Source organism: Rhodococcus sp. KB6 (assembly GCF_001445685.1).
GTDB classification, from domain to species: Bacteria; Actinomycetota; Actinomycetes; order Mycobacteriales; family Mycobacteriaceae; genus Rhodococcus_F; species Rhodococcus_F qingshengii.
This window is the reverse complement of the sequence record NZ_LNAK01000122.1, coordinates 135,350-160,373: the sequence shown is the minus strand read 5'-3', so window position 1 is coordinate 160,373 and position 25,024 is coordinate 135,350. Positions and strand designations below refer to the sequence as shown.

The 25,024-nt window shown below is 63.0% G+C and carries 28 protein-coding genes; 16 read left to right on the top strand and 12 right to left on the bottom strand.

The genetic code is table 11. The features are described from left to right. Positions 1-32 precede the first annotated feature (32 nt). A complete protein-coding gene (locus ASU23_RS19480) occupies positions 33-746 on the top strand; it encodes a lysoplasmalogenase (RefSeq protein ID WP_058038546.1) in 714 nt (237 codons plus the stop codon). A 4-nt stretch (positions 747-750) separates the two neighbouring features. Here the strand turns inward: ASU23_RS19480 and ASU23_RS19475 are convergent, their stop codons facing one another. Continuing rightward, entirely contained in the window at positions 751-1,194 is a 444-nt protein-coding gene (locus ASU23_RS19475) for a hypothetical protein (RefSeq protein WP_007726759.1), read from the bottom strand. Between the two features lie 34 nt (positions 1,195-1,228). Between ASU23_RS19475 and ASU23_RS19470 the strand changes: the two genes are divergently transcribed. From ASU23_RS19470 to ASU23_RS19450, 5 genes are all read left to right on the top strand, one after another. Further along, positions 1,229-2,011 (top strand): SDR family oxidoreductase, encoded by a 783-nt coding sequence (locus tag ASU23_RS19470; protein WP_058038545.1) that lies wholly within the window; start codon positions 1,229-1,231, stop codon positions 2,009-2,011. A 67-nt stretch (positions 2,012-2,078) separates the two neighbouring features. Then, positions 2,079-2,678, top strand: coding sequence for a DUF6636 domain-containing protein (locus ASU23_RS19465; RefSeq protein ID WP_003944380.1), 600 nt, complete (start codon positions 2,079-2,081; stop codon positions 2,676-2,678). After that, on the top strand, positions 2,678-3,370 hold the full coding sequence (locus ASU23_RS19460; RefSeq protein WP_042452183.1) for a TrmH family RNA methyltransferase: 693 nt from the start codon (positions 2,678-2,680) through the stop codon (positions 3,368-3,370). The genes ASU23_RS19465 and ASU23_RS19460 overlap by 1 nt, the downstream gene beginning before the upstream one ends. A 57-nt stretch (positions 3,371-3,427) precedes the next feature. Then, positions 3,428-4,549 carry a glycoside hydrolase family 76 protein gene (locus ASU23_RS19455; protein ID WP_003944321.1) on the top strand — a complete coding sequence of 374 codons (1,122 nt, stop codon included), beginning with the start codon at positions 3,428-3,430 and terminating at the stop codon, positions 4,547-4,549. 11 nt (positions 4,550-4,560) lie between these two features. Continuing rightward, on the top strand, positions 4,561-5,268 hold the full coding sequence (locus tag ASU23_RS19450; RefSeq protein ID WP_042452181.1) for an alpha/beta fold hydrolase: 708 nt from the start codon (positions 4,561-4,563) through the stop codon (positions 5,266-5,268). Here the strand turns inward: ASU23_RS19450 and ASU23_RS19445 are convergent. Next, positions 5,231-6,229 (bottom strand): GNAT family N-acetyltransferase, encoded by a 999-nt coding sequence (locus tag ASU23_RS19445; protein ID WP_233272363.1) that lies wholly within the window; start codon positions 6,227-6,229, stop codon positions 5,231-5,233. The genes ASU23_RS19450 and ASU23_RS19445 overlap by 38 nt on opposite strands. Before the next feature lie 91 nt (positions 6,230-6,320). Between ASU23_RS19445 and ASU23_RS19440 the strand changes: the two genes are divergently transcribed. Then, positions 6,321-7,673: an LLM class flavin-dependent oxidoreductase gene (locus tag ASU23_RS19440; RefSeq protein ID WP_058038543.1), complete on the top strand. Its 1,353-nt coding sequence runs from the start codon at positions 6,321-6,323 to the stop codon at positions 7,671-7,673. 44 nt (positions 7,674-7,717) lie between these two features. Beyond that, positions 7,718-8,845 carry a GTP-binding protein gene (locus ASU23_RS19435; protein ID WP_058038542.1) on the top strand — a complete coding sequence of 376 codons (1,128 nt, stop codon included), beginning with the start codon at positions 7,718-7,720 and terminating at the stop codon, positions 8,843-8,845. A gap of 11 nt (positions 8,846-8,856) precedes the next feature. On the opposite strand, the gene ASU23_RS19430 is transcribed toward ASU23_RS19435, so the two are convergent. Further along, positions 8,857-9,519: a DedA family protein gene (locus ASU23_RS19430; RefSeq protein ID WP_003944306.1), complete on the bottom strand. Its 663-nt coding sequence runs from the start codon at positions 9,517-9,519 to the stop codon at positions 8,857-8,859. A 29-nt stretch (positions 9,520-9,548) separates the two neighbouring features. Beyond that, on the bottom strand, positions 9,549-10,286 hold the full coding sequence (locus tag ASU23_RS19425) for a VTT domain-containing protein (protein WP_277921643.1): 738 nt from the start codon (positions 10,284-10,286) through the stop codon (positions 9,549-9,551). Between the two features lie 181 nt (positions 10,287-10,467). On the opposite strand from ASU23_RS19425, the gene fbaA reads away from it, so the two are divergent. Beyond that, the gene (gene fbaA, locus ASU23_RS19420) at positions 10,468-11,505 is read left to right on the top strand and encodes a class II fructose-bisphosphate aldolase (protein ID WP_007726777.1); all 1,038 of its coding nucleotides are present in this window, start codon (positions 10,468-10,470) and stop codon (positions 11,503-11,505) included. 79 nt (positions 11,506-11,584) lie between these two features. On the opposite strand, the gene ASU23_RS19415 is transcribed toward fbaA, so the two are convergent. Continuing rightward, on the bottom strand, positions 11,585-12,415 hold the full coding sequence (locus ASU23_RS19415) for a nuclear transport factor 2 family protein (protein ID WP_058038540.1): 831 nt from the start codon (positions 12,413-12,415) through the stop codon (positions 11,585-11,587). 125 nt (positions 12,416-12,540) lie between these two features. Between ASU23_RS19415 and ASU23_RS19410 the strand changes: the two genes are divergently transcribed. From ASU23_RS19410 to ASU23_RS19400, 3 genes are all read left to right on the top strand, one after another. Continuing rightward, the gene (locus tag ASU23_RS19410) at positions 12,541-12,957 is read left to right on the top strand and encodes a DUF3151 domain-containing protein (RefSeq protein ID WP_007726781.1); all 417 of its coding nucleotides are present in this window, start codon (positions 12,541-12,543) and stop codon (positions 12,955-12,957) included. Continuing rightward, on the top strand, positions 12,944-14,089 hold the full coding sequence (locus tag ASU23_RS19405) for an aromatic acid exporter family protein (protein WP_003944297.1): 1,146 nt from the start codon (positions 12,944-12,946) through the stop codon (positions 14,087-14,089). The genes ASU23_RS19410 and ASU23_RS19405 overlap by 14 nt, the downstream gene beginning before the upstream one ends. 91 nt (positions 14,090-14,180) lie before the next feature. Then, a complete protein-coding gene (locus ASU23_RS19400; protein WP_058038539.1) occupies positions 14,181-15,110 on the top strand; it encodes a cation diffusion facilitator family transporter in 930 nt (309 codons plus the stop codon). Here ASU23_RS19400 and ASU23_RS19395 read toward each other — a convergent pair. Then, entirely contained in the window at positions 15,100-15,564 is a 465-nt protein-coding gene (locus ASU23_RS19395) for a pyridoxamine 5'-phosphate oxidase family protein (protein WP_054826589.1), read from the bottom strand. The two genes, ASU23_RS19400 and ASU23_RS19395, sit on opposite strands and share 11 nt — an antisense overlap. A gap of 64 nt (positions 15,565-15,628) precedes the next feature. Between ASU23_RS19395 and ASU23_RS19390 the strand changes: the two genes are divergently transcribed. After that, positions 15,629-16,582, top strand: a complete 954-nt coding sequence (locus tag ASU23_RS19390) for a YafY family protein (RefSeq protein ID WP_058038538.1) — start codon at positions 15,629-15,631, stop codon at positions 16,580-16,582. On the opposite strand, the gene ASU23_RS19385 is transcribed toward ASU23_RS19390, so the two are convergent. After that, complete coding sequence (locus ASU23_RS19385) at positions 16,579-17,520, bottom strand: DUF808 domain-containing protein (protein WP_007726787.1); 942 nt, start codon at positions 17,518-17,520, stop codon at positions 16,579-16,581. The genes ASU23_RS19390 and ASU23_RS19385 overlap by 4 nt on opposite strands. A 240-nt stretch (positions 17,521-17,760) precedes the next feature. Between ASU23_RS19385 and ASU23_RS19380 the strand changes: the two genes are divergently transcribed. Further along, positions 17,761-18,417, top strand: a complete 657-nt coding sequence (locus tag ASU23_RS19380) for a class I SAM-dependent methyltransferase (protein WP_058038537.1) — start codon at positions 17,761-17,763, stop codon at positions 18,415-18,417. A gap of 28 nt (positions 18,418-18,445) precedes the next feature. Here the strand turns inward: ASU23_RS19380 and ASU23_RS19375 are convergent, their stop codons facing one another. Next, positions 18,446-19,615 (bottom strand): thiolase family protein, encoded by a 1,170-nt coding sequence (locus ASU23_RS19375; RefSeq protein ID WP_058038536.1) that lies wholly within the window; start codon positions 19,613-19,615, stop codon positions 18,446-18,448. Then, complete coding sequence (locus ASU23_RS19370; protein WP_058038535.1) at positions 19,612-21,027, bottom strand: MFS transporter; 1,416 nt, start codon at positions 21,025-21,027, stop codon at positions 19,612-19,614. Before ASU23_RS19370 ends, ASU23_RS19375 begins: the two co-directional genes overlap by 4 nt. Positions 21,028-21,085: 58 nt before the next feature. On the opposite strand from ASU23_RS19370, the gene ASU23_RS19365 reads away from it, so the two are divergent. Both ASU23_RS19365 and ASU23_RS19360 read left to right on the top strand, forming a co-directional pair. After that, complete coding sequence (locus ASU23_RS19365) at positions 21,086-21,583, top strand: helix-turn-helix domain-containing protein (RefSeq protein ID WP_003944415.1); 498 nt, start codon at positions 21,086-21,088, stop codon at positions 21,581-21,583. Between the two features lie 92 nt (positions 21,584-21,675). Beyond that, positions 21,676-22,914 carry an HNH endonuclease signature motif containing protein gene (locus ASU23_RS19360; protein ID WP_058038534.1) on the top strand — a complete coding sequence of 413 codons (1,239 nt, stop codon included), beginning with the start codon at positions 21,676-21,678 and terminating at the stop codon, positions 22,912-22,914. Between the two features lie 100 nt (positions 22,915-23,014). Here ASU23_RS19360 and ASU23_RS19355 read toward each other — a convergent pair whose 3' ends face one another. The 3 genes from ASU23_RS19355 to ASU23_RS19345 form a co-directional block, all read right to left on the bottom strand. After that, positions 23,015-23,503 (bottom strand): GNAT family N-acetyltransferase, encoded by a 489-nt coding sequence (locus ASU23_RS19355; protein ID WP_007726792.1) that lies wholly within the window; start codon positions 23,501-23,503, stop codon positions 23,015-23,017. A 70-nt stretch (positions 23,504-23,573) separates the two neighbouring features. Next, positions 23,574-24,344, bottom strand: a complete 771-nt coding sequence (locus ASU23_RS19350; RefSeq protein ID WP_003944319.1) for a site-2 protease family protein — start codon at positions 24,342-24,344, stop codon at positions 23,574-23,576. After that, the gene (locus tag ASU23_RS19345) at positions 24,341-25,015 is read right to left on the bottom strand and encodes a hypothetical protein (RefSeq protein WP_080961056.1); all 675 of its coding nucleotides are present in this window, start codon (positions 25,013-25,015) and stop codon (positions 24,341-24,343) included. Before ASU23_RS19345 ends, ASU23_RS19350 begins: the two co-directional genes overlap by 4 nt. Positions 25,016-25,024 lie beyond the last annotated feature (9 nt).

Here is a 25,024-nt window from a genome sequence, read left to right as displayed (position 1 = left end):
CTGTTGGACGTGTAACCAACAGGAGGATTGTGATGGCGGGCAAGTGGGGCATCGAGCACGCAGTTTTTGCGGCGGCGACGGCAGCGACAGTGGTCGGGGCAGTAGTCGGTAACGAGCGGGTTCAGCAGATCGCGAAGCCGTTGATCGCACCCGCTCTGGCCGCCCGAGTGCTGCGCAAGCGCTCGGAGACGGAAACTGCCGATACCGCACTGCTTCTGGCCGGTCTCGCCGCTGCAACTGTCGGCGACGTGTTCATGATCGACCCGGACAACGATGCTCGTCTGATCAAGGGCGCGTCCTCGTTCGCGGTGATGCAGGCCAGTTACTCGGCGCTCCTGCTGCGCCGCGGCGCTCGGCCGACCCGCGCTGCCCTGCGGCCCCGCATCAGCGGTTGGTCGACGGCGTCCGGACTGCTCCGTGCCAAGGCCCCGAGCGTGTCGACGCCGCTCACCGGATATGGATTGATGTTGGGAACCACCTCGACGTTGTCGGCGGACCCCGCTCTGGCACCGCAGTCCAACGCCGTGCTCGACGTGGTCGTCCCGAACAAGGATCGACGCTCCTGGCTCGGATTGGGCGGAGTGCTCTTCACCGCATCCGACGGATTGATCGTGGTGCGTCGTCTGTTCATCCGCGGGGCTGCCGGCCGCGCTGCTGCCGAGGGAGTGATCCTGGCGTCGTACGCGGGAGCGCAGCTGATGCTGGTGGAGGGCATGTTGGCGCTGGGACGCAAGAAGAGCGTCTAGTCCTTCACGGGCACAGCATGATTCGGTCTCGGTTCTTCGGGTCCACCATGACGGTGACTGTGGATCCGGGAGTGATCTTGTCTTTGTACTCGGGTCGGATCTCGTACTCGATCCGGCCCGAGTACGAATCGGAACCTGGAACCGTGAGGTGGAGTGCGAGCTTGGCCAATTCGCCGTCGACGGTTCGGCGCAGGGGTGTGACGGTGTCGATTCGTGCCCACCCTTCGAGGCCGTGCTTTTCGAGTTTGCGCTCGGCGCGGGTCGGGCGGTTGGCCCATGCCATTCCGAATCCGAGAACCGAGCCGAAAGCGGCGAGCAGCCCGCCGATCTGATAGGGCAGCGTGCCAGGCGGAGTGTGCTCGACCAGCCATCCGAGCCACACGGCGAGCACGATCAGATACCCCACCGCGATGAAACACACGGTGTGTACGACGCGACGGTGATTCATCAGATTTCCTCCACATCCAGGATAGCCTGACCGGATGAGCGAACCGAACGTCTTCATCACCGGTGCTGCGGCTGGAATCGGGCGGGAGACGTCGCTGTTGTTCGCGCGCAACGGATACCGCGTCGGCGCGTTCGACATCGACGACGACGGCCTTGCCTCCTTGAAGGCCGAGATCGACGGTTTCGGCGGCAGTGTCGTGACGGGTGTCCTGGATGTCACCGATCCGGCGGGATGGGCGCAGTGTCTGGCCGATTTTGCCGGGGAGTCCGGGCGTCTGGACATCCTGATCAACAATGCGGGCGTGCTCTCGTCGGGACGGTTCGAGGATATTTCTCTTGCGGCGCATCGCCGGATGGTCGACATCAACATCACCGGCACCCTCAACGGCACGCACACGGCTTTCCCGTACCTCCGCGATACCGTCGGCGCCCAGGTGGTCAATCTGTGCTCCGCTTCGGCGATCTACGGCCAGCCCGAACTGGCGACGTACGGTGCAACCAAGTTCGCGATCCGCGGCCTGACCGAGGCGCTCGATCTGGAATGGGCACAGCACGACATCCGTGTTCTCGCGCTCTGGCCGTTGTTCGTCCAGACCGCGATGGTCACTGGAATGGACACCGGAGCCACCAGATCGTTGGGTATCAAGCTGACTGCAACCGACGTCGCGCAGGAACTGTGGGCGGCCACACGCGGCGCCGGACGGATGCAAAAGGTTCACTACCCGGTCGGAACTCAGGCGAAGCTCTTCCTCAGCGCGTCGCGGTTCTCGCCCGCGTGGCTCTCACGGCTGATGAACAAGCGCGTCACCAGCACTTAGTCGACCGCACGATAGAGTGCACTGTCGGCTGTTGCTGGGCCAAGATGACGTGTGTGGAGGTAGTCGGGTGGTTCGTGTTCGGGTGGGGTTCGTCTTGTTGGGCGTCGGGTCGGCGCTCGTGCTCGCAGGGTGCAGCGGGGAGGCGGATTCAGCGCCGACCGTAGCGGCGCAGCCCAGTTCGTCCACCACTACCGCAGTGCCGACGACAACCACCACCGTCGCGCCCGTCGTCCCCACGACCACCGAACCACCGACCACGACGCTGCCACCGACGACGACACTCACGGACGTGCAGTTCGAGCGCAACGAGTCGTACTACTTTACCACTCCCGACGGAAACTTCCAGTGCGGCATCATCAAGTTGCCCACCAGAATCGAAGCCGGGTGCGAGGGAACGACCACTCCCGTTCCGCCGCGGCCGGAGAGCTGCATGGTCAACTGGGGCAACGGTATTCGCGTCACCGACGAGGGTGAGGGTGCTTTCATGTGTTCGGGCGGAGAGGTGTACACCTCTGGCGGCCCCGACGCCGATCCGGTGTTGGCGGCCGGTCAACCGCTGAGCAAACTGGGTTTCACCTGTACGACCACCGCGACAGACGTCTCGTGTGTCAACGATCAGACCACGCACGGCTTCACCGTGGCTGCAGATTCCAACGAGGTGTTCTGATGACCGAAGTCGCAGCCGACGACGTGTCCGGCGGAGCCGGTGAACCGGGACCCACCGAGTGGGGCGAGAATCCCAACGGCGTCGGACCCTGGGCCGAGGAGCACGACACGGAACCGCCGACCGACGAGCGCTACGACCCGGTACTTCTGGCCGAGGGTGATCGTCGAAACGTCTTGGACGAGTATCGGTACTGGACGCGGGAAGCGATAGTCGCGGATATCGACTCGCGCCGTCACACGATGCATGTCGCCATCGAGAACTTCGCGCACGACGCCAACATCGGCACGGTGGTCCGCACGGCCAACGCGTTTGCCGCGGCCGCGGTCCACATCGTGGGGCGTCGGCGCTGGAATCGGCGGGGCGCCATGGTGACCGATCGATACCAACACATCGTTCACCATGCAGACATCGGCGAACTCGTCGAGTACGCCCGTGAGAATTCACTCACGATCGTGGCCGTCGACAACACCCCGGGGTCGGTGCCGCTGGAAACGGCAAGCCTGCCGCGGGAGTGCATCCTGCTGTTCGGTCAAGAAGGCCCCGGAGTGACCGATCATGCGAAAGAGGTTGCGTCCATGACGGTCTCGATCGCACAATTCGGTTCGACTCGCAGCATCAACGCCGGTGTCGCGGCCGGCATCGCGATGCACGCGTGGGTACGTGAGCATGCCGATCTCGCCGATTCCCGCTGATCTCGCTCGCGAATTCCGGCTAGCGTGTAGCGCCTCGACCAGACAGGATAGGTAGTTATGCAGGAAGTGTGGGCAGAGCGGGCCGATGCGGCTGAGGGCGCGATAGTCAGTCGTCACCTTCGGCGCCTGTGGGGAATGCCCCGGACAGCACTCGGCGTGGTTGCCTGGCCTGCTGTTCGACGCGAGCGGATGTTCAAGCCGTGGCACTACTGGTGGCAAGCGCACCTGCTCGATACTGCGATCGACGCACTCGAACGTGACCCGACCCCCAAGCGTCGTCGCCGGGTCGCGAAGGTTGCCCGCAGTGTGCGGGTCCGCAACGTCTCGGCGTGGACCAACAACTACTACGACGACATGGCGTGGCTGGGCCTCTCGCTCGAACGTGCGCAACGCATGTTCTCGGTCGATCACCGAACCGCGGTTCAGGCGCTCGAATCGCAACTCTTCGATTCGTGGTCCCCGGCCGACGGCGGCGGTATTCCGTGGTGCAAAGGCTCCGATTTCTACAACACGCCGGCAAACGGACCCGCCGGAATCATGCTGGCGCGCACCGGAAAACTCTGGCGTGCGCAGGCAACGGCCGACTGGATCGACGAGACGCTGCGGGATCCGGACTCCGGACTGATCTTCGACGGTATCCGCCGCGACGGCACCCTCGAGCGCGCGATCTACTCGTACTGTCAAGGCGTCACGCTGGGGTTGGAAACCGAGTTGTCGACGCGATTGGGCGAACCGCGCCACCGCGAGCGAGTCCACAAACTCGTCGACGCGGTGTACGACGGCATGACCGAGTACGGAGTCATCACGGGCGGTGGCGGAGGCGACGGCGGACTGTTCAACGCAATCCTGGCTCGCTACCTCGCGTTCGTGGTGGTGAACCTGTCCTGGGAGACTCACGAGGACCTGCGAGCGCGCGAACTCGCAGCGCAGATCGTTCTGTCCTCCGCGGAAGCGGCCTGGAACAACAGACTGCAGATCGAAGGTCTGCCGCTGTTCGGGCACGACTGGACCAAGGATGCTCAGTTGCCGAGTCTGTCCGGCGACATCGCCACCTTCGCCGCCGGAACCGTGCGCTCGTCGAGCGTGCCCGAGCGAGACCTCTCGGTGCAGGTAGGTGGGTGGATGCTCATGGAGGCGGCATTTGTCGTCTCGGCGGCTGGATACCCGCGTAAGCGTTAGGCTTTTTCCTCATGGAATCCCGGCACGTGGTCGACACGGACGGCGTACGTCTTCACGTCGATGTCGGTGGGGCAGGGGCGGACGTTCTGGTTCTCTCCGGCGGCCCGGGATGCGTTCACTATCTTGCTCACGACGAGCTGGTTCCGGAAGGAATGCGCGCGTGGTGCCCTGAGCCACGCGGAGTCGGCCGGTCCGGTGGCGGCGCTCATACGATGGCGCAGGCCGTTGCGGACCTCGAACTCGTCCGACGCACGTTCGGGATCGGCAGCTGGGTCGTGCTGGGGCACTCGTGGGGATCCGACTTGGCGGTGCGGTACGCACTCGACTGTCCGGAATCGGTGTCCGGCGTCGTCGGCATCGCGGGGCACGGCCTCCACAAGGACCGGACATGGTCGAAGCAGTACGAAGCGGGAATCGAGCCGGACCCGCAGATACCTTGGGAACCTGTTGTCTGGCAATCGCTTCAAGAATCGTTCATCGAATGGATCCATGAACCACAGCTGTTTCGGCAGTTGGCCGACTCACCAGTGCCCATGACATTTCTCGCGGCGGCCGACGACATTCGCCCGTCGTGGCCGTTGCAGCAACTGGCCGAGCTCGTGCCTAACGGTAGTTTCGAGGTCGTCGACGGTGTCGCGCACAACTTCTGGCAGTCTCACCCGCTCCTGTGGAGGAAGATCGTCACCGAGGCTTGTGCGGCGCACTCTCGGCTCTCCTGATTTCCACCAGGATCCGCTCCGCGACGGTCTGGTATCCCAGGCTCCGATTGACGGTCAGCATCGGGTGATTCTCCGCGTTCACCGTTGTGTAAATCTTTCGCACGGAGGGAAATTCAGCTGCCAACACAGACGCTTGTTGCTCCTTGACCCACTGAGCGAGACCGTGTCCGCGGTGCTGGGGAAGTACCACGGTGTCGTGCTGCGATGCGTGGGTGCTGTCATGTTCGTCCACCGTCACCACTGTCGCTGCGGCTACTTCGCCGACGCTGTCGTCGACCGCGCAGCACACCAGGAGTACTTGAGAGCCACCCGTCATCTTCTGTTCCCACGATCTGACCTCGTCGGCTCCCCAATTACGTTCGGGCACCTGCAGTTCAGCGCCCGGCGCGTCGAGGAGTCGGTTCAAAGCCTCCGAGAAGGAGTGGATCAGCTCGTCCGGGGTTCGGTTGCGCCAACTGACGATTCGATAGCCGGGGCGGGTGCTGTGTGCGGTGGGAGGGCTGAGGTGCTGAACCTGGTTGGCCAACCGAAGCAACACGCGGTGACCGTCGAACGATCGCAGGAAATGCTCGGCTGCGCTTCCGACGAGCGCCGTCACTCTGATTCTTCGCACGCCGAACCCGGCGATGTCGACTTCGACGAGTTCGGCAAGCGCTCGTCCTACCCCTCGTCGCTGCGCGTGGGGTGTCACGTACATCCGAAACTCTGCGAGATCGGCTTCGGCCGAGTTGCGTCGTGCCTGGGCGATGCCGAGGACCTCGTCGGTGCCGGCGTCGCGTGCAATCCAACGCCGTACATCGGCCGAATTGTCCTCGGCCTCGATCATTTCCATCAGCGCAGTCGCTGTCGGCGCAGTCCCGGACAGGTGACGTTGGCCTTCGGCGAACACCTCACACCACTGATGAAGAACAGTTGCTGTCGCTCCGGACGGTACGAACTCGGCTACGACTACGCGGCTCACCCATGTGACGATACCGACCTGCCCACCCTGAGTTGGAATCACGCGAACCCTAACCCTGTCGGACTGCGGCGGCAGTTGCCAGCATTCAGGCATGTCTGATTCTCCGCGCCAACTGAGCCTCAACGCGTTCATCCACCCCGCCGGTCATCACGAAGCGGCGTGGCGTCATCCGTGGACAACCCCGGAACGTCTGTTCGACGTCACGTATTTCCAGGAGATCGCTCGCACTGCTGAGGCGGCGAAGTTCGACGGAATCTTCTTCGCCGACGGTCCCGCGTTGCGCAGCGACGTCGAGCACGGTCCCGCAGGGACATTGGAGCCGATCACCTTGTTGACGGCCATTGCAGTGGCGACCGAGCGAATCGGATTGATCGCGACGGCGTCGACCACGTACTACGAGCCGTACAACCTGGCTCGGCTGTTCGCCTCGCTCGACCACATCTCGAACGGACGCGCGGGGTGGAACATCGTCACCACGGGTACGGATCTGGCGGCAGCCAACTTCGGGCTGGCCAAGCACCCGGATCACGGGGACCGGTATTCGCGCGCACGGGAATTCGTCGACGCGGTGGTGCGGTTGTGGGACAGCTGGGAGGACGACGCGATCAGTCTGGACCGGGAGAACGGAATCTACGCGGACAGAAACAAGATTCACGAGATCAACTACGTCGGGCGGCATCTGCGGGTGCGGGGACCGTTCAACGCACCGCGAACTCCGCAGGGATACCCTGTGCTGGTGCAGGCCGGTGCGTCCAACGACGGTCGCGCATTTGCCGGTCAGTACGCGGAGGCGATCTTCACAGCGCACCAGAGACTTTCCGATGCTCAGGCGTTCTACACCGACATCAAGTCGAGGGCTGCGCAGTTCGGGCGTAACCCCGACCACGTCAAGATCCTGCCCGGAATCAGCCCGTTCATCGGTGACACCGAGGAGCAGGCCAAGGCGCTCGAGCGAGAATTCAACGAGTTGACCTCGCCGGAGTACGGCCTCGCGCAACTCGGTGCACTCACCGGGGCCGATGTTCGGAATCTGGAACTGGATGCACCGGTTCCTGTCGAATTGTTCGCGGCTGCAGGGGATGTCACCGACAACAAGCAAAGCAGATTGCAGGTGATCGCCGGCATCGTCGAGCGCGAGCGTCCGACGGTTCGTGGCCTCCTTCATCGATTGGCGGGTGCGCGCGGGCACCGGGTGTTTGCCGGAACCGCCGAGCAGGTAGCCGACACGATCGAGGAGTGGTTCACGAGCGGTGCTGCTGACGGCTTCAACGTCATGCCGCCGTACTACCCGGGTGGGCTCGAGATCTTCACCGAGCGTGTGGTCCCGATCCTGCAGGATCGCGGTCTTTTCCGGACCGAATACTCGGGTACGACCCTTCGTGATCATTTCGGTTTGCCGAGGCCCGAGAGCCAGTTCTCGGGTAGTGCCTCTGCAGTGCAGTAGGCCCGCCCGCTGTTGTCGATAATGACAATGGTTACCATTAAGGAATGAAGCAGCTACCGGTAACCGTGCTGTCCGGATTTCTGGGCGCAGGCAAGACCACACTCCTCAACCACATTCTCGCCAATCGCGATGGCCGGAGGGTCGCCGTCATCGTCAACGACATGAGCGAGATCAACATCGACGCGGCCCTCGTCGCGGGCCAGGGTCATCTCGACCGCACGGAAGAGAAGTTGGTCGAGCTGACCAACGGATGCATCTGCTGCACGCTGCGTGAGGATCTGATCGACGCCGTCGGCGCCCTGGCCCGAGAGGGGCGATTCGATCAGTTGGTGATCGAGTCCACCGGCATCTCCGAACCGATGCCGGTGGCGGCCACCTTCGACTGGGAATTCGAGGACGGTTTCAGCCTCGGCTCGCTCGCGAAGCTCGACACCATGGTGACCGTGGTGGACGCGTCGACCTTCCTCGGCGAACTGGCAAAAGGCGAACGACTGGACGAGCGCAACCTCGAAGCCGGGGAGGGGGACGGACGCAGCATCTCCGATCTCCTGGTCGATCAGGTGGAGTTCGCCGACGTCATCTTGCTGAACAAAACCGACCTGGTGAGCCCGCGGGCGGCAGGAACCGTCGAGGCGACGCTTCGTAGGCTCAACCCCACCGCTCAACTGATTCGAACAGATCACGGCAAAGTCACCCTCGACCGAGTCCTCGAAACCGGTCTCTACAACCCGGAACTTGCTGCGCAGGTACCCGGTTGGGACGAGGAACTGGCCGGTGGGCACACCCCGGAAACCGAGGAATACGGAATACGCAGCGTCACATACCGCGCCTCGCGACCCTTTCATCCGGCGCGACTCGAGGCCGCGCTCGGTCAGTTCGCCGGACTCCTGCGGAGCAAGGGATTCTGCTGGATCGCCAGTCGGCCCGAGTTCGCCGCGATCTGGTCGCAGGCAGGCCCCAACCTCGTCATCGAACCGGCTCAACTGTGGGCGTCGGCGGCGGAGGTGCCAGGGCAGGAGATCGTGTTCATCGGAGTGAAACTGGACCCGGCGGGGCCGTCACGAATCCTCGATCCGGCTCTGCTGACCGATGACGAACTACGCGAAGGACCGCGGGCATGGACTCGCTACGAAGACCCGCTGCCGGCGTGGGACCAGGGCCACCTGCACTGAGCAGTCAGCTTCTAGTCGAGGACTTCTTCGACCTCGACGTCTTCGGCCGGTCGGGCCATCTCCTTGCGGTACTGCCAGATTCCCAGCGCAGTACCGATGACCAAGCTGACCATCATCACGATCAGCACGGCGGGCAGCAACCATGGCACGCGATCGAGGAACGAGCCACCGTAGAAACCGAGTAGCAGGAGCACGGGCGCCCAGATGATCGCGCCGATGGTGCTCGCGATGGTGTAGCGCGTGTGGTTCATCTTGGCTGCGCCCGCGACCATCGGGCACAGGGTGCGCACCCACGGAACCCAGCGAGCAATCAGGACCGCCCAGAACCCGTGTTTTTCCAACAGGATGTTCACGCGGTGCAGGTTCTTCTCGGTGAAGTACTTGCCGCCCTTACGGGCTTTGATGTGATTGCCGGTCCGGTGGCCGATGACGTACCCGACCTGGTTGCCGGCAATGGCCGCGATCATCGCACCGACAGACAACGCCCACACGTGGCCCGCGCCGGATTCGTGGCCGGCAAGAACGATTCCGGCTGTGATCAGAAGCGAATCACCGGGGAGAAACAACCCGAGGATGATCGCGCACTCGATGAAGACGAACGTGACGACGATGATCCAGACCAACAGAGGCCCGGCAGTCTCGAGCGGGGAGAAACTGCCGGATGCGAGCGTCATCGTCGTCAGTTCTTCGCCTCGTTCTGCAATCAGGGGGTGGGGTCTTCGGGGACTGTCACCGTCGAATTGTCCGTAGTGGAAGTATTCGCCGTTTCACCACGTCTCGACGCCAGAATTCGCTTCCCGATTTCGAAGACGATCGGCAGAACCGACACCAGGACGATCAAGATGAAGATGTAGTCGACATTGTCGCGGATGAATTCGATCTGCCCCAGGAGGTAGCCGAGCAAAGTCACGCCGGCACCCCACAGGATGCCGCCGACGATGTTGTACGTCAGGAACAGTGAGTACTTCATCTTCGAAGCGCCGGCGACAACCGGAGCAAAAGTACGCACGATCGGCACGAACCGAGCCAGGATAATGGTGATCGGGCCGTGCTTTTCGAAGAAGGCGTGTGACTCGTCGATGTACTTCTTCTTGAAGAACCGCGCGTCGTCCGTCTTGAACAGGGCAGTTCCGCCCTTGGTGCCGATGTAGAACCCGACTTGGTCACCCAGAATCGCGGCGATCGGAATCGTCACCAGGAGCACCCACAGTGGCGCGAACGGTTCGATCTCGGTGGACTTGGACGCCGCGATCAGCCCTGCGGTGAAGAGGAGCGAATCGCCGGGCAAGAGCGGAAACAGCAGGCCTGATTCGATGAAGACCACCAGAAGCAATCCCACCAGAACCCACGTTCCGAAGGAATTCAAGAGGTTCACGGGATCGAGGAAGCCGGGCAGCAAGGCCAGGTTCGTCACGGATTCAGTTGCTGCCTGCACATTCACGGTGGCCAGAGTACCGGCCGAATCTGAGTGTTTCCCACCACCGCAGGTCATCGCGTCGGTGGCGGCAGGCCGAGACCGCAAAGAGACGTGACGAGTCGGACTTGCCATACTGCTAGGACCACACGAAGCGCTTTCACATCGCCGAGCGCTCCGAACGACACGTATATGGAGGACTCCCGCCGTGCCTATCGCAACTCCCGAGGTCTATGCCGAGATGCTTGGTCGGGCCAAGGAGCATTCCTTTGCCTTCCCCGCCATCAACTGTGTCGGCTCCGAATCCATCAACGCAGCCATCAAGGGCTTCGCGGACGCCGGCAGTGACGGCATCATCCAGTTCTCGACGGGCGGCGCCGAGTTCGGTTCCGGTTTGGGCGTCAAGGACATGGTCACCGGCGCTGTTGCGCTCGCCGAGTTCGCACACGTGATCGCGGCAAAGTACGACGTCACCATCGCGCTGCACACCGATCACTGCCCGAAGGACAAGCTGGACACCTACGTGCGTCCGCTGCTCGCGATCTCGCAGGAGCGCGTCGACGCCGGTCGTAACCCGCTGTTCCAGTCGCACATGTGGGACGGCTCGGCTATCCCGATCGACGAGAACCTGGCCATCGCCAAGGAACTGCTCGCCCTCTCGAAGGCTGCACGCATCATCCTCGAGGTCGAGATCGGTGTCGTCGGCGGCGAAGAAGACGGCGTCGAAGCCGAGATCAACGACAAGCTCTACACCTCGAGCGAAGACTTCGAGAAGACGGTCGATGCTCTGGGCATCGGCGAACAGGGCAAGTACCTCCTTGCCGCCACCTTCGGCAACGTCCACGGCGTCTACAAGCCGGGCAACGTCAAGCTCAAGCCCGAGGTTCTCGAAGAGGGCCAGAAGGTCGCCGCTGCCAAGCTCGGCCTGGCTTCCGGTTCGCAGCCCTTCGACTTCGTCTTCCACGGTGGATCGGGATCGTTGAAGTCGGAGATCGAGGACTCGCTGAACTTCGGCGTCGTCAAGATGAACGTCGACACCGACACCCAGTACGCGTTCTCCCGTCCGATCGCCGGACACTTCTTCACCAACTACGACGGCGTCCTCAAGGTCGACGGCGAGGTCGGAAACAAGAAGGCATACGACCCGCGCAGCTACCTCAAGAAGGCCGAAGCCGGCATGACGGCTCGCGTCGTCGAGGCGTGCAACGACCTGAAGTCGGCCGGACGCTCGGTGTCGGCAGGCTGATCGGTTTCACAACTGCGCTTCACAGAACAAAATGCGCGCCGGCGAAATTCTCGCCGGCGCGCATTTTCTGTTCAGGTACCTACTTGCTGGGATCGCAGACCTTCCACGTGCCGTCCTGGCGCTCGAGGTCGAACGTGCGCCACGACTGCTCGCCCGTGCTCGGCAAACTCGCCTGGACCTGAGCGATCGCGGTGTCGTCGGTGATGCGCACCGCGTCGACGGCTCCGACCTGCGGGATCGTCTTCTGAGCGACGGCATTGTCGTGGACCTGAGCGAACGCTGCGTCGGGAATGGTGCGGTAGTACTCGCCCAACGCCCCACAGGTCGACGTTCGCAGCGTTGCCAGATCGCCGGTCTGCAGAGCGTCGACATACGTCGAGATGGCGGTCTGGACCTGAGCTTCGGGTGAGCTTTCACCGCTACCGCTGTTGGACGAGACGAATACGGCGACGCCGATCGCCGCGAGGACGGCGACGCCGGCCGCTGCTGCCGCGATGTACCAGCCCTTGCCGCTGCGCTTGGTCTTCTCCGGCGCGGCGGGCTCGATGCGAGTCGGCATCGGCTGAGCCGGCGGTGGGGTCGCTGCGACACCCACACGTTGAGGCGCGGCGCGCTGCTGCGGTTGAGGCGCAGCGCGCTGCGGTGGTGGTGGTGTCGGCTGCGCGGCTTTCGGAATCGCGACGGTGGCAGGCTCCGGCTTGGGCTGGGGTGTCGGTGCTGCTGTGGTTGCCTGAGTTGCCTTGGGGATCGCGACGGTTGGTGCGCTGGCAGCTTTGGCGTCGCCGTCCGCTTTCGAGGCCTTGTCTGTCTTCTGGATCGCCACAGTCGCAGGTTCGGTCGGGGCCGACTTCTCGGGCGCACCCTTCGGTGCTGCGCTCTTTTTCGAGTTGTCGTCTTTCGAGTCCGGCACGGGTAACCCTTCGGTCTTATGCAGCAATGACCATGTCAGGGTAACGACCGGTATGTAGCCTGCATAACTCCGACCGTCGGCGAGGCGGTCCTGTGGCAGAAAGGCGTAGCGGGCACAATGAGCGCATGACCCAATTCGGTGACCTGCTCGGACCCAAGCCCACTCTGCTTCCCGGCGACGACGACGCGGAATCGGCACTGCTCAACCACGCTGAACCGGCCCAGGTAGCGGCCGACCACCCCACTGCCTCCATTGCGTGGGCCTACCTGGCCGAGGCTGCCCTGGACAAGGGCGAAACCATCACGGCCTACGCCTACGCGCGTACCGGATACCACCGCGGACTCGACCAACTGCGTCGCAACGGTTGGAAGGGTTTCGGTCCCGTGCCCTACAGCCATGAACCGAACCGTGGTTTCCTGCGTTGCGTCGCAGTCCTGGCCAAGGCCGCGAAGACGATTGGTGAAGCCGACGAGTACGCGCGTTGCCTCGATCTGCTCGAAGACTGCGATCCCAACGCCGCCGAAGCGCTTGGCCTCGGTTAGCAGTTTCCGTCCGAGCCGGGCCGGCATCAAGGACCGGGCTCGCAAATCGGTGCGTCGACTTCAGACGTCGGCGCTACCGATCATTCAATGTGCCTTGGCGGCCGGATTGGCGTGGTGGGTTGCCACCACGGTGATCGGGCACCACGCGCCGTTCTTCGCGCCGATTGCCGCTGTGGTCTCGCTCGGTCTGTCGTTGGGTGCACGACTACGACGCTCGTTCGAGTTGGTTGCGGGAGTCACGGTCGGTATCGGAATCGGTGATCTGATCATCTCCGGTATCGGGAGCGGACCGTGGCAGATCAGTTTGGTTGTCGTGCTGGCGATGTCCGTCGCGGTGCTTCTCAACAGCGGGCCGATCTTCTCCATGCAGGCGGGAAACTCGGCTGTGCTGGTGGCGACGCTGATCCCGCCGGGCGGCAGCGGCGGTCCCGATCGCATGATCGATGCCCTTGTCGGTGGCCTGGTGGGTATCGCGGTGGTCGCGATCATCCCCACCCACCCGGTACGACGCGCGCGCAAGGATGCTGCATCGATCCTCGGAACCGCTTCCGAGGTACTGCAATTGGTGGCAGACGGCCTCGTCGCGAATGACCCGGACCCGATCGTGAAGGCACTGCAGAAGGCGCGCGCAACTCAGGGTGCCATCGACGGGTTGCGCAGTAACCTTCTCGGCGGGCGCGAGATCAGCCGAATCTCCCCGCTGTACTGGAACAGTCGGCCTCGCCTCGAAAGGCTCATGGCGACAGCCGATCCCATCGACAACGCGATGCGCAACATTCGAGTGCTCGCGCGTCGTTCGTTGACGTTGGTCAGGGACGACGAGATCCTCGATCCGCGCCTGGTGGCTCAGGTCGAGCGCTTGTCGAAAGCCGTCGAAGTTCTCGAGGACATGATCCTGGCGGAGCCGGGGGAGCAGCCTGATCAGGCCGAAGCAGCGCGCGTCCTGCGCTCGGTCGCGAAGGAACTGAAACCGGCGATAGTGGAGAACGCAGGCCTGTCCTCGACGGTGGTGTTCGCCCAGATTCGATCGCTGGTCGTCGACCTGTTGCAGGTCGCGGGCATGAAGCGAATCTCGTCGATCGCCACTCTGCCGCCCACCGTGCCTCATCCCGCCTACGAGCCGGATCACTGACCTCTGCCGTTTCCCGCTCACTGAGCAACTCATTGTATGTATGCGAATGTATGCATATGCTCTGAGAAGGACTTGGGAGGGAACAGGACAAATGGGAGCAGGGCACGGTCATTCACATGGCCACTCGGCAGCAGATTCGGTCGGCGTAGGACCGTCACCGCAACGCATCAGAAAAATGGCGATCGCGCTTGCGATCCTCGTTGCGTTCCTCGTACTCGAGGCCACGGTCGGCATCCTGATCAACTCGTTGGCTCTGCTTGCCGACGCCGGTCACATGCTCACAGACGTGGTGGGTATGGCCATGGGACTGACGGCGCTGCTGCTCGCGAAGAGGGGCAGCGCCACCGCGGCCAGGACCTTCGGTTGGCACCGCGCCGAAGTGCTGACCGCCATGGCCAATGCGGTGATGCTGCTGGCCGTCGCCGCCTGGGTCTTCTACGAGGCAATCGGCCGCATCGGTAACGAACCCGAGATCCCGGGCGGCGCCCTGATCATCACGGCGGCCGCCGGCCTGGCCGCGAACATCGTCGTGATGCTGATGCTGCGCGGCGATTCCAAGGACAGCCTGGCCGTGCGTGGCGCCTACCTCGAAGTGCTTGCCGACGCCGTCGGTAGCGTCGGCGTTCTGATCGCCGGTGGCCTTGTCCTGCTGTTCAACTGGACGTGGGCAGACGTCGTCGTCGGTGTTCTCATCTCGCTCTGGGTGGTGCCGCGCGCGATCAAACTGGCCGCAGCATCGCTGCGCATTCTGACGCAGGCGTCGCCGGCCGACGTCGACGTCGAAGCAGTCGAGGCCGACCTGGCGGCGCTGCCGAGCGTGATGGGTGTTCACGACCTACACGTCTGGACGCTCACCACCGGCATGGATGTCGCGACGGTCCACCTGACCAGTGACGCGAATTCGTCGAACGTTCTGGAATCCGCGCGCACCGTCCTCGAGAGTCACGGTCTTTCCCACGCCACCGTTCAGGTGGAATCGTGTGCCAACGGCGAGCATTGCGAGAAGAACGTCACTTGGTGAAGCGGGTGATCTCCTTGCCTGGCTTCCAGAGATCGACGTACATGTGCTCGTCGTCGACCGTCGTGTGCACCACCTCGTCGATGTCGAGGACAAAGAGGTGCAGTGGTTTCGGAACCTCGTAGGTGTAGCTCGCGAGCACGGCTTCGAACTCGTCGCCGGTCACCTCGCGTGCGAGTCCGGCGATCTTCGCATCGCCGCCCTCCATGGTGTGCTCACCGGGATTGCTGTGGAGGGCGTAGCGCCCGTCACGGATGAGATCCTTCGCCTTGAGTGCGCCGAACATCGAACCGAGCACCAGACGCCCGTCGAGGATTTCGACTTCGGTGCCGCTGACCCGCGGTGAACCGTCCTTGCGCAGCGTTGCGAGGACGTGATGCTTGTGGGCTTTGAATCGTGCTTGGACCGCGACGGCAAGAGCGGGTACTTCTTCGGAGAACTGCTTCCAAGTGACCATGACGGTCATTGTGCACCGCTATTCCTGACAACTTCTGTCAGTGATTCTCGGTAATGTTCGGTCCATGAGATCCGCGCGGTTGCTCCAACTCATGCTGCGTTTGCAGGGGAGTCGCGGCGTCGTCGCCGAGCAGTTGGCCGACGAGTTCGGTGTGTCAGTGCGGACGATCTACCGCGACGTGGCCTCGTTGTCGGCTGCCGGTGTGCCGATCTGGACCGAGAGCGGCCCTGGTGGTGGCATCCGTCTGCTCGACGGATGGCAGTCCAAGTTGTCCGGCATGACGGACGACGAGACGTCCGCACTCATGCTGTTGGGTGTGCCGTCCATCGCTGCAGATCTCGGGCGATCCGACGCCGTCGGTTCGGCGGGGGCCAAACTGCTCCGCTCCCTGCCCGGTCCCCTGCGCGAGAGTGCACGACTGTGGCAGGACCGCATTCTCGTGGACGTTCCGGGTTGGTTCGGCGGCGTCGACGACATCTCTGCGCTTCCGATCGTCACATCCGCTGTGCTGGACTCGCGTCGACTGCGCTTCGCCTATCGCGATCGCGAGCGGACGGTCGATCCGCTGGGTCTGGTCATCAAAGCCGGTGTTTGGTATCTGGTGGCGGGGATGAACGGTCGAACGCTGTCGTTTCGAGTCGGGCGCATCAAAAATGCCGTGGTAGAAGATGATTCGTTCACTCGGCCGGCGGATTTCGACCTGCCGTCGTGGTGGGCGGCGTCGATGGCCGAGTTCGACCGGTCGCTGCTTCGCTTCGACTGCCGGGTGCGGTTGTCGCCCGAGGGGAGGCGCAGGCTCCCCGATGTGGTGGGCGAGCTTGCCGCTGCCGTCGGAGTGGGGCCCGAGGACGACGACGGATGGGTGAGTGCCGAGCTGAAACTCGAGAGCGAAGATGTCGCGCTCTCCCAGTTGATCGGGCTGGGAGCCGACGTCGAGGTGCTCGTACCCTCGTCTTTGCGTGAAGGGATACGCACCGTGGCGGAGCAGATGGTGCTCCGCCACGGGCACGACAGCTAAGCCGTCGCAGAACGCTTTGCGAGCATGCGGGTGATACCCAGTTGAGCGGCGACGATAACGGCGCCAACCACCAGGCCCAGTGCTGCCGAGGCAAGTGTGTTGACGATCCACGCCAGCACGCCACCGACTCCGGCGATGTCACTGACTGCTTCTTCGCCGTGATGAACGGCGTCGTAGAGCGGGTGGAAGCCCAGTTCGTCGATGCCGACCAACAGGATGTGGCCACCGACCCACAGCATCGCGGCGGTACCCACGACCGAGAGCACTGACATCACGTGAGGCATGCCGCGAACGAGGCCTCGGCCGACCTTGTGGGTGAAGCCAGACGACGTCTCGGCGATCTTCAATCCGATGTCGTCCATCTTCACGATCAGTCCGACGACGCCGTAGACGACCACGGTGATGACGACCGCCACGACGGCAAGGATCACCAATCGGCTCCAGAAGCCTTCGCCTGCGATGGTGTTGAGTGCGATCACCATGATCTCGGCGGACAGGATCAGGTCGGTGCGGACGGCGCCCGAAACCACTGCTTCTTCGTCGCGAGGATGCTCGTCAGCGGCCTCGTGGTGGTCACCGTGGCCGAAGATTGCACCCCAGATCTTGTGAACCGCTTCGTAGCTGAGGTAACAGCCGCCGACCATCAACAGTGGCGTCAGCAGCCAGGGGAGGAACTGACTCAGCAGCAGAGCGATCGGAAGGATGATCAGCAGCTTGTTGCGCAGCGATCCGATGGCGATGCGCTTGATGATGGGCAACTCGCGTTCGGCTGCGAGCCCACGGACGTACTGCGGCGTGACGGCTGCGTCGTCGATCACCACGCCGGCCGCTTTGGCGGTCGCCTTACCGGTTGCGGCGGCAACGTCGTCGATCGAGGCGGCAGCCATGCGAGCCAGGGCTGCGACGTCGTCGAGCAGGGCGAAGAGTCCGCCGGCCATCACAGACCTCCAGTGGAATCAGTGGAAAAAGGTGGCCGGACCGAACCGGTGACGCAGTTACTTGATCGCACGAGGTCTCTATCCATGATCGTCGTAGGTGAGGTCAGGTCACCTGGAACGATACCGGGGGCATCCGTCAGGGACGACCTCGCGAGGTCGGTTGCCCTTCGTCACGAAAGGTCTTCCCGACCCGGTGCTCGCGTGTAAGACTGCACAGAAGATCGATCGAAACGGGGCACTATGCGTGAACCAGACACTGCACAGGTCGCCAAGACTTTCGACGCAATGGCGGCGCACTACGACCGACAGATCGGGCGCTTCGAACGCTTTGTGCTCGGTGACGCCCGGAAATGGGCCGTGGACCAGGCGCATGGCCGCGTGGTCGAGATCGCCGTGGGTACCGGACTGAACCTGCCTCTCTACGGAGACGACGTCGATTACGTCATCGGCGTGGACATCTCGACTGCGATGCTCGATCAGGCCAGGCTCAAGGTCTCCGAAGGAGTGAAGACCGAAGTCGACCTACGACTCGGAGACGTGCAAGCACTCGATGTTCCCGACGAGTGCGTGGACACGTTGGTCTCGACCTACGCCTTTTGCACGATCCCCGATCCGGACCGAGTTGCGAGCGAAGCATTTCGAGTCCTGGTACCCGGTGGTCGATTCGTCCTCGCCGAGCACGGACCGAGCAAGAACGTTGTTGCTCGTACGTTGATGAAGGTCGTCGAACCGCTTTTTGTTCGGTTCGGTGCCGATCATCTCACCCGTCAACCGGTTGAATACCTCGAAAACGCCGGTTTCCTGATCGACGAGGTGCAGCGCAGCGGCCGGGGCGGAATCGTGTTTCGGGTCGTTGCGCGCAAGCCGGATCCCGAATGGACGGCACTCGGTCACTGATGTCGGAATGCCGTCCATCGGGGATCGCTCAGCCCAGACGCTCCAGGATGGTCGCGTTTGCCAACCCACCTGCCTCGCACATGGTCTGGAGTCCGTAGCGCGCGCCGCGCTGCTCCATCGCGTTGACCAGGGTGGTCATGATCCGCGTTCCGCTGCCGCCCAGTGGGTGGCCGAGCGCGATGGCGCCGCCGTGGACGTTGACCTTGGAGAGGTCGACGCCGGTGTCCGCTGCCCACGAGAGGACCACTGGGGCAAAGGCCTCGTTGACCTCGAACAGATCTATGTCCGAGACCGTCAATCCCGCACGGGCCAGGACCTTCTGCGTAGCCGGGATGACCGCGGTGAGCATGTAGAGCGGATCGTCGCCGGCAACTGCGAAGCTGTGCAATCGTGCCTTCGGGGTGAGGCCGAGTTTCGCGGCGATCTCACTGGTCGTGATCAACACCGCCGAACTGCCGTCCGAAAGCGGGCTGCTGTTGCCCGCGGTGATGGACCAGTCGATCTGTGGGAATCGCTGTGCGTAGTAGTCGGATTCGAAGGCGGTCCGTAGGCCGGCCAGGGTCTCGACCGTGGTGCCGGGGCGGATGGCCTCGTCGACCGACAGCTGCGGGAGCGTGGCGAGTTCCTTGGTGAAGTAACCACTCTCGGTTGCCAGCGCGGCTTTCCGATGGCTCGACGCCGAGAACTCGTCGAGTTGGGTGCGGCTCAGTCCCCACTTGGCAGCGATCAATTCGGCGCTGATGCCCTGCGGTACCAGACCGTCCGGATAGCGCTCTTCGAAACCCACGCCGAGTGATTCGCGCCCGATGCTGCTCGAGCCCATAGGGACTCGGCTCATCGACTCGACTCCGGCAGCGACAACGATGTCGTACGCACCGGCAATGACGCCCTGAGCGGCAAAATGAACTGCTTGTTGGCTACTTCCACACTGTCGGTCGACGGTGGTTCCCGGTACCGACTCAGGGTAGCCGGCGGCGAGAAGGGCAGTGCGAGTGACATTCTGGCTCTGTTCACCGACTTGGCTTACCGCTCCACCGATGACGTCGTCGATCAGTGCTGCATCGATTCCAGTGCGTTCGACTACCGCCTTGAGGCTGTGGGCGAGGAGGTCGACGGCGTTGATGCCGTGCAGGGCGCCGTTCGCCTTTCCCTTGCCGATCGGAGTGCGAACGGCTTCGACGATAACTGCGTCTCTCATGACAAATTCCTTTCAGGGATGGCGGATTCAACAGGGACAACCGGGGTGGGTGTGGTCGCAGGCGTCATTCCCAGTGATGCCAGGGCAGACACAAGCGCGACGGCAAAGATCACCCACCAGGCCTGGCGGAAGGTGTCGTAGTCGACAGCAGAGCCGAGAACCGCGATCAGAACGCTCACGCCGAGAACGGTTCCGATCTGTCGGCTCATGCTGACGATTGCGCTACCGGTGGCCGATCTGGCAGGTGCCAGATCCGCCGTGGCCTGCGACAGAATGGTCGGCAGGGCAAGACCGACACCGATCCCGGCGATGATCCAGCCTGGTAGGAGTCCGGTCGCGTAGTTAGGCGTCGTATCAACCGAGACGAGAACGAGTACGGTTCCGACTGCCCACAGAAGGCTGCCGAGTGCGGCGACGCGTCCCGCCGAGTACCTGCGCGTCAGCGATCCGCCGACGATGGCGAACAGCGGAACGAGAAGCGGACCCGGTGAGACGGCGAAACCGGTTCGCAGAGCGGAGTATCCCCAGGCTTCCTGGAGCCACAGGATGTTCGAGAGAAGACCCGCGGCGAATGCTGCGCTGAACAGGATGGCGGTGACGTTGGACCAGGCAAACGAGCGGATCTTCAGAAGATCCGGAGCAATCAACGGAGTCCGGTGACGAGAGTTGCTCCACCAGAACGAGAGTAGTGTCACGGTGGCCACGGCGAAGGCGATCAGAACGCGATTGTCGGTCCATCCCCAGTCCGGACCCTGGACGAGTGCCAGCGCGAGAGAGCCGATTCCGACGGTGAGGAGGGCAGCGCCGACGAAGTCGATACCGGCATCGGGGTCCTTGTGTGTTGTATCCGGTACGAGTCGGACTGCGAAGTAGAGCAACACGATGCCCACTGGAACATTGATCAGGAAGACCCAGCGCCACGAGGCCTCTACGAGGATGCCGCCCACGACAGGGCCGAATGCAGCTGCTGCAGCGCCGGCGGCTGCCCAGATGCGAACGCCGGATTGACGTTTCGCGGCGGGAAGCGCATTGATCAGAAGCCCGAGGCTGGCCGGGGTGAGCGCTGCGGCGCCGACTGCCTGGACGATACGGAAGGCCACCAGTGCCCACAAGGACGGGCTGAAGGCACAGGCGGCGCTGGCGAGGGTGAACAGTGCGAGGCCGGCGATGAAGGCGCGCTTGTGCCCGATCCTGTCCGCCCAGCGTCCGAGGGGTATCAACAGTGCGGCGTAGACGATCGCGTAGCTGTTGAGGATCCAACTGAACTCGCCGAGCGAGTGACCCGGGTAGCTCTTGGCGATGTCGCCGAAGGCCACGTTGACCACAAAAAGATCGAGGCTGGCGACAAACGGCGCCCCCGACAGTATCGCGAGCAGGGGTCCGGTCCGAACCGGCTGGCTATGAAGTTCCATAGTCAGCAATCTAGACTCTGGCTATGGTTATGGCAAGCCAGGGGGTATGGTGAATTGCATGGACGCTGTACGACTGACCGGAGTGCTCGAAGATCGCGACGCCTGGCGGGCCACGCACTGTTCGATCGGGCGGGCCATGGAAGTGGTCGGCACCAGGTCCGCGATGCTCATTCTGCGAGAGGCCTATTACGGCACAACGCGTTTCGACGACTTCGCGTCGCGAGTCGGCATCACCGAGGCGGTTGCGTCGGCGAGGCTGAAAGAACTCACTGAGGCGGGACTGTTCGAGCGTGTGCCGTACAAGGAGCCTGGAAAGCGGACGCGGCACGAGTACGTGCTCACCGAGAAGGGCCGTGACCTGCTGCCGGCGGTTCTCGCGCTGATGCAGTGGGGCGACAAGTATCTGCACGGCGGAAAAGGTGGACCGTTGGAGGTGGCCGACGACGCTACTGGTGAGCGCGTTCGCGTCGAGGTGCGCAGTGAGTCGGGTCGTGAAGTGCCTTTGGGGGAGTTGCGGGTCTCTGTCAACGAATCGCGTCGGCGGTTGCGCGAATAGCGATGCATCTCAACAGCTCTCGAGTGTAGGTCTTCTTGAAGTTGTCCGGTTTGTCTCTGGTTATCGAAAGTATGTTCGATTAAACTTTGAGCATGGACAGTCGGGATGCGTGGCAGCTGGATGGCGAGGACCTCAAGGGTGAGGTTCTGGATCTGGTGCGCGCCCGGCACGAGTTGCAGTCGCGGATGGTGTTGCTGATCGTGGAGATGTTTTCCCGTGAGGTTCTCGGTGGGAAGGGTTTTCGGGCGATCGCGCAGTGGTTGCATGGGTCGACGAATCTGGAGATCGGTGAGTGCAGTCTGCTGGTCGGGTTGGCGCGGTTGTTGATGCTCGAACCTGTTGTCGCGGATGCGTTTCATCGTGGTGACGTGGATGCGTTGAAAGCCCGTCAGGTGGCGTCGCTTTGTCAGCATCCACCGAAGAACATGACGCCGGCGGATGTGGACAAGGCCCGCGGGATCTTGTTGTGGTTGGCGTCGAAGAACATTGCTGATTGTGATGCGGTGCGGGCGGCGATTCGGCGGATCGAGAAGCAGTACGGCAAGCGCGAGGACGGCGTCCCGGTCGGCGAGGATTCGGAGCGTAACGAGTTCTACGCGTCGAAAGGCCTGTACGGCAGAGTAACTGTGAAGGGTGATCTGGATGCTGTGAACGGGGCCCGGTTGATGACGTTGTTGTCGAGCCTGTCGGCTCCGACACCGGAGAAGGACGGCGTCAAAGACACGCGTACGCCGGCATTACGGCGGGCGGACGGGTTTTGCGAATTACTGCGGCGGTACGAGCGGGCGGGGTTGGGTCCGATCGAAGGCGGAGTGAAACCGCACATCACGGTGACTGTGTCCGCGAAAGACATGACGGATCTGCAGGCTTTGAAAGACCTCCTGCCGTCCACTGAGGAGTTGGGGTTCGCGTGGGCGGATTGGGTGGGTCCGATCAGTATCGATACTGCGCGGATGTTGGCGTGCGATTGCACGGTGACGCGGATTTTGTTGGATGAGAATGGTGTTCCGCTCGACTGCGGCAAAGAAGCAAGGACCGCGACGGTGCCGCAGCGGCGGGCGTTGGCGGTTCGGGATGGCGGGTGTGCGTTTCCGGGGTGCGGGACGCCGTCGGGGTGGTGCGATGCCCATCATATTGTTCACTGGAACGATGGCGGCCCAACGGATCTCGACAATCTGATCTTGTTGTGCGGTCATCATCATCGGACGATGCATCACACGGAGTGGCGGGTGGAGATCGGGCCGGATCGCAAATCGGTGTTCTATCCGCCGATGTCGATCGATCCGCACCAGCATCCGATCGGCGGGAACAGCCCACCCACAGCGGCGTGAATCGCGACAACTGAAGACGTGAGCACCGGGGCACCTCTACGCCCCGGTGCTCGAGCTCGCGTTTGGGAGTCCCCGCGTTTGGGAGTTTTGTGGCAGGGCGTCAGCTCAGTGACTTCTTGAACCCGACATGGGAGGCCACAAATCCGAGTCGCTCGTAGAAGTCGTGAGCTTCCTTGCGAGTTTGATCCGAGGTGAGCTGCGCCAGGAACGCGCCGCGCCGGGCACCTTCTTCGCAGGCCCATCGGATCATCGAACTGCCGATGCCTTTACTTCGGTAGTCCTCGTGGACGCGAACAGCTTCGATCTGCAGTCGCGTGGCACCCATCCGGCTCATACCCGGAATGAAGGTCAATTGCATTGTGCCGATTACCGCGTCGCCGACCAGAACGGTGACGAGAAGTTGAGCCGGATCCTCGTCGATTCGCTTGAACGCGTCCTCGTAGATCGTTCGGGCTTCGGGGTTGGTCGTCTCCCGGGTGCTGCCGATCGGGTCGTCGGCGAGCAAGTCGATCAGTGCCTCCACGTGTCGAATCTCGGCCCGCGTGAGGGTGTACTCCACTCCGCCGGACTGAAATGACGTCGCAATCATCGATGCTCCCCTGAAGAAGAATGAATGTCTGAAATGTCAGACTCTCACGAGTCTCCTCCAGCGCACTCGATCACGTCCAAAAACGCATGAGGGCGTTACCGAGCATGGCGTAGTAGTCGGACACACCGCTCAATTCGAAGATCCAGTAGATCGCGTCGAAGAAGACGACATTGATCTGTGGGACGAACAGGAGCGCAACCAGCAGGAGCAGTCCGTACGGCTTGAACTGGTCGAGTTGGTGCCGTGTATTGGGTGCGAGGTAGGGCTCCAGCGCGTTGTAACCGTCCAGACCCGGGACTGGGAGCAGGTTCAAAACTGTTGCCATGACCTGCAAGAAAGCCAGGAAACTGAGGCCGGCCCAGAACGTCAGATGCTCGGCCGATGAGCCGTACGTACGTATGACGACGAGGAGGATCACGGCGGCGACGGCATTCGTGAACGGACCGGCGAGCGATATTCGGGCCTGCACCTTGGGCGGGAACATCCCGGTGCGCAGGTACACGGCGCCGCCGGGAAGCCCGATGCCGCCCAATGCGATGAACAGCACCGGCAGACCGATCGAGAGCATCGGATGGCTGTACTTGAGCGGGTTGAGCGTCAGGTAGCCACGAGCCTCGACGTCGGTGTCTCCATGACGCCACGCCAGATAGGCATGCGCGAATTCGTGCAAGCAGAGCGTGACCACCCAGCCGGCAACCACGAGGACAAAAACACCCGCGCGGCCCGCGATGGAACCCCACGTCGAGTTCCAAGCGACGATTCCGGCGATGACAGTGATCGCAACGACGCCGAGGAAGACAGGGCTCGGCCGAACCGCCGACCGTGCTGCTCCGGTTCTCACCTGACCAACAACCAAGTCTTGTCGTGCCGGTAGAAGGTCGAACGCTTCAGATCGCGTGGGTTGGCCACCCCGTCGCGTACCAGTCGCGCTGCCGGCGAGCCCAGTTGAATGGCTCGGCCTTCCAGCCAGCGTCGCCCGCTCCAGCGGCTCTTGCGGTCGACTGATGCCTTGATCCCGGGGAGCTTGGGGCTCGGCACTATCCGGATGCCGGGGACTGTGCCGGAGAACAGCTTGTTGTCGTCGACGTAGGCCTCGCCGATCAGTTCGTCTGCATCCGCCGGACCCGTGACAGTTGCTGCACCTACCAGCGCGATTCCAGCGTCGTCGCGAATGAGCGGCACGGTGTGGACTGTGCCTTTCAAGGCCGTGCGCGCAGCTCGTGCACCGGTCGCGAGTTTGTACGCGTCGGTTGCGTCGGACCTGTTCTCGGTGACGTAGGCGAGTTCGACGTTGAGTCGCTCCAATCGCATCAACCGCGTCAATGCCGCGGCAAACGCGCCGTCGTTACCCACGACGATCAAGCGAGGCTCCGTCACGACCTGCAGTTGGGACAGTGCCTCGTCGAAGTCTTGCTTCTCCGGAAGTTCAGGGACAGTGAACGACGTGAGTTCACCCAGGGGGAGTGGAACCGGCGAATCGCCACATTTGAGCACCACAGGGGTCAAAGCCACTCCTAGCTC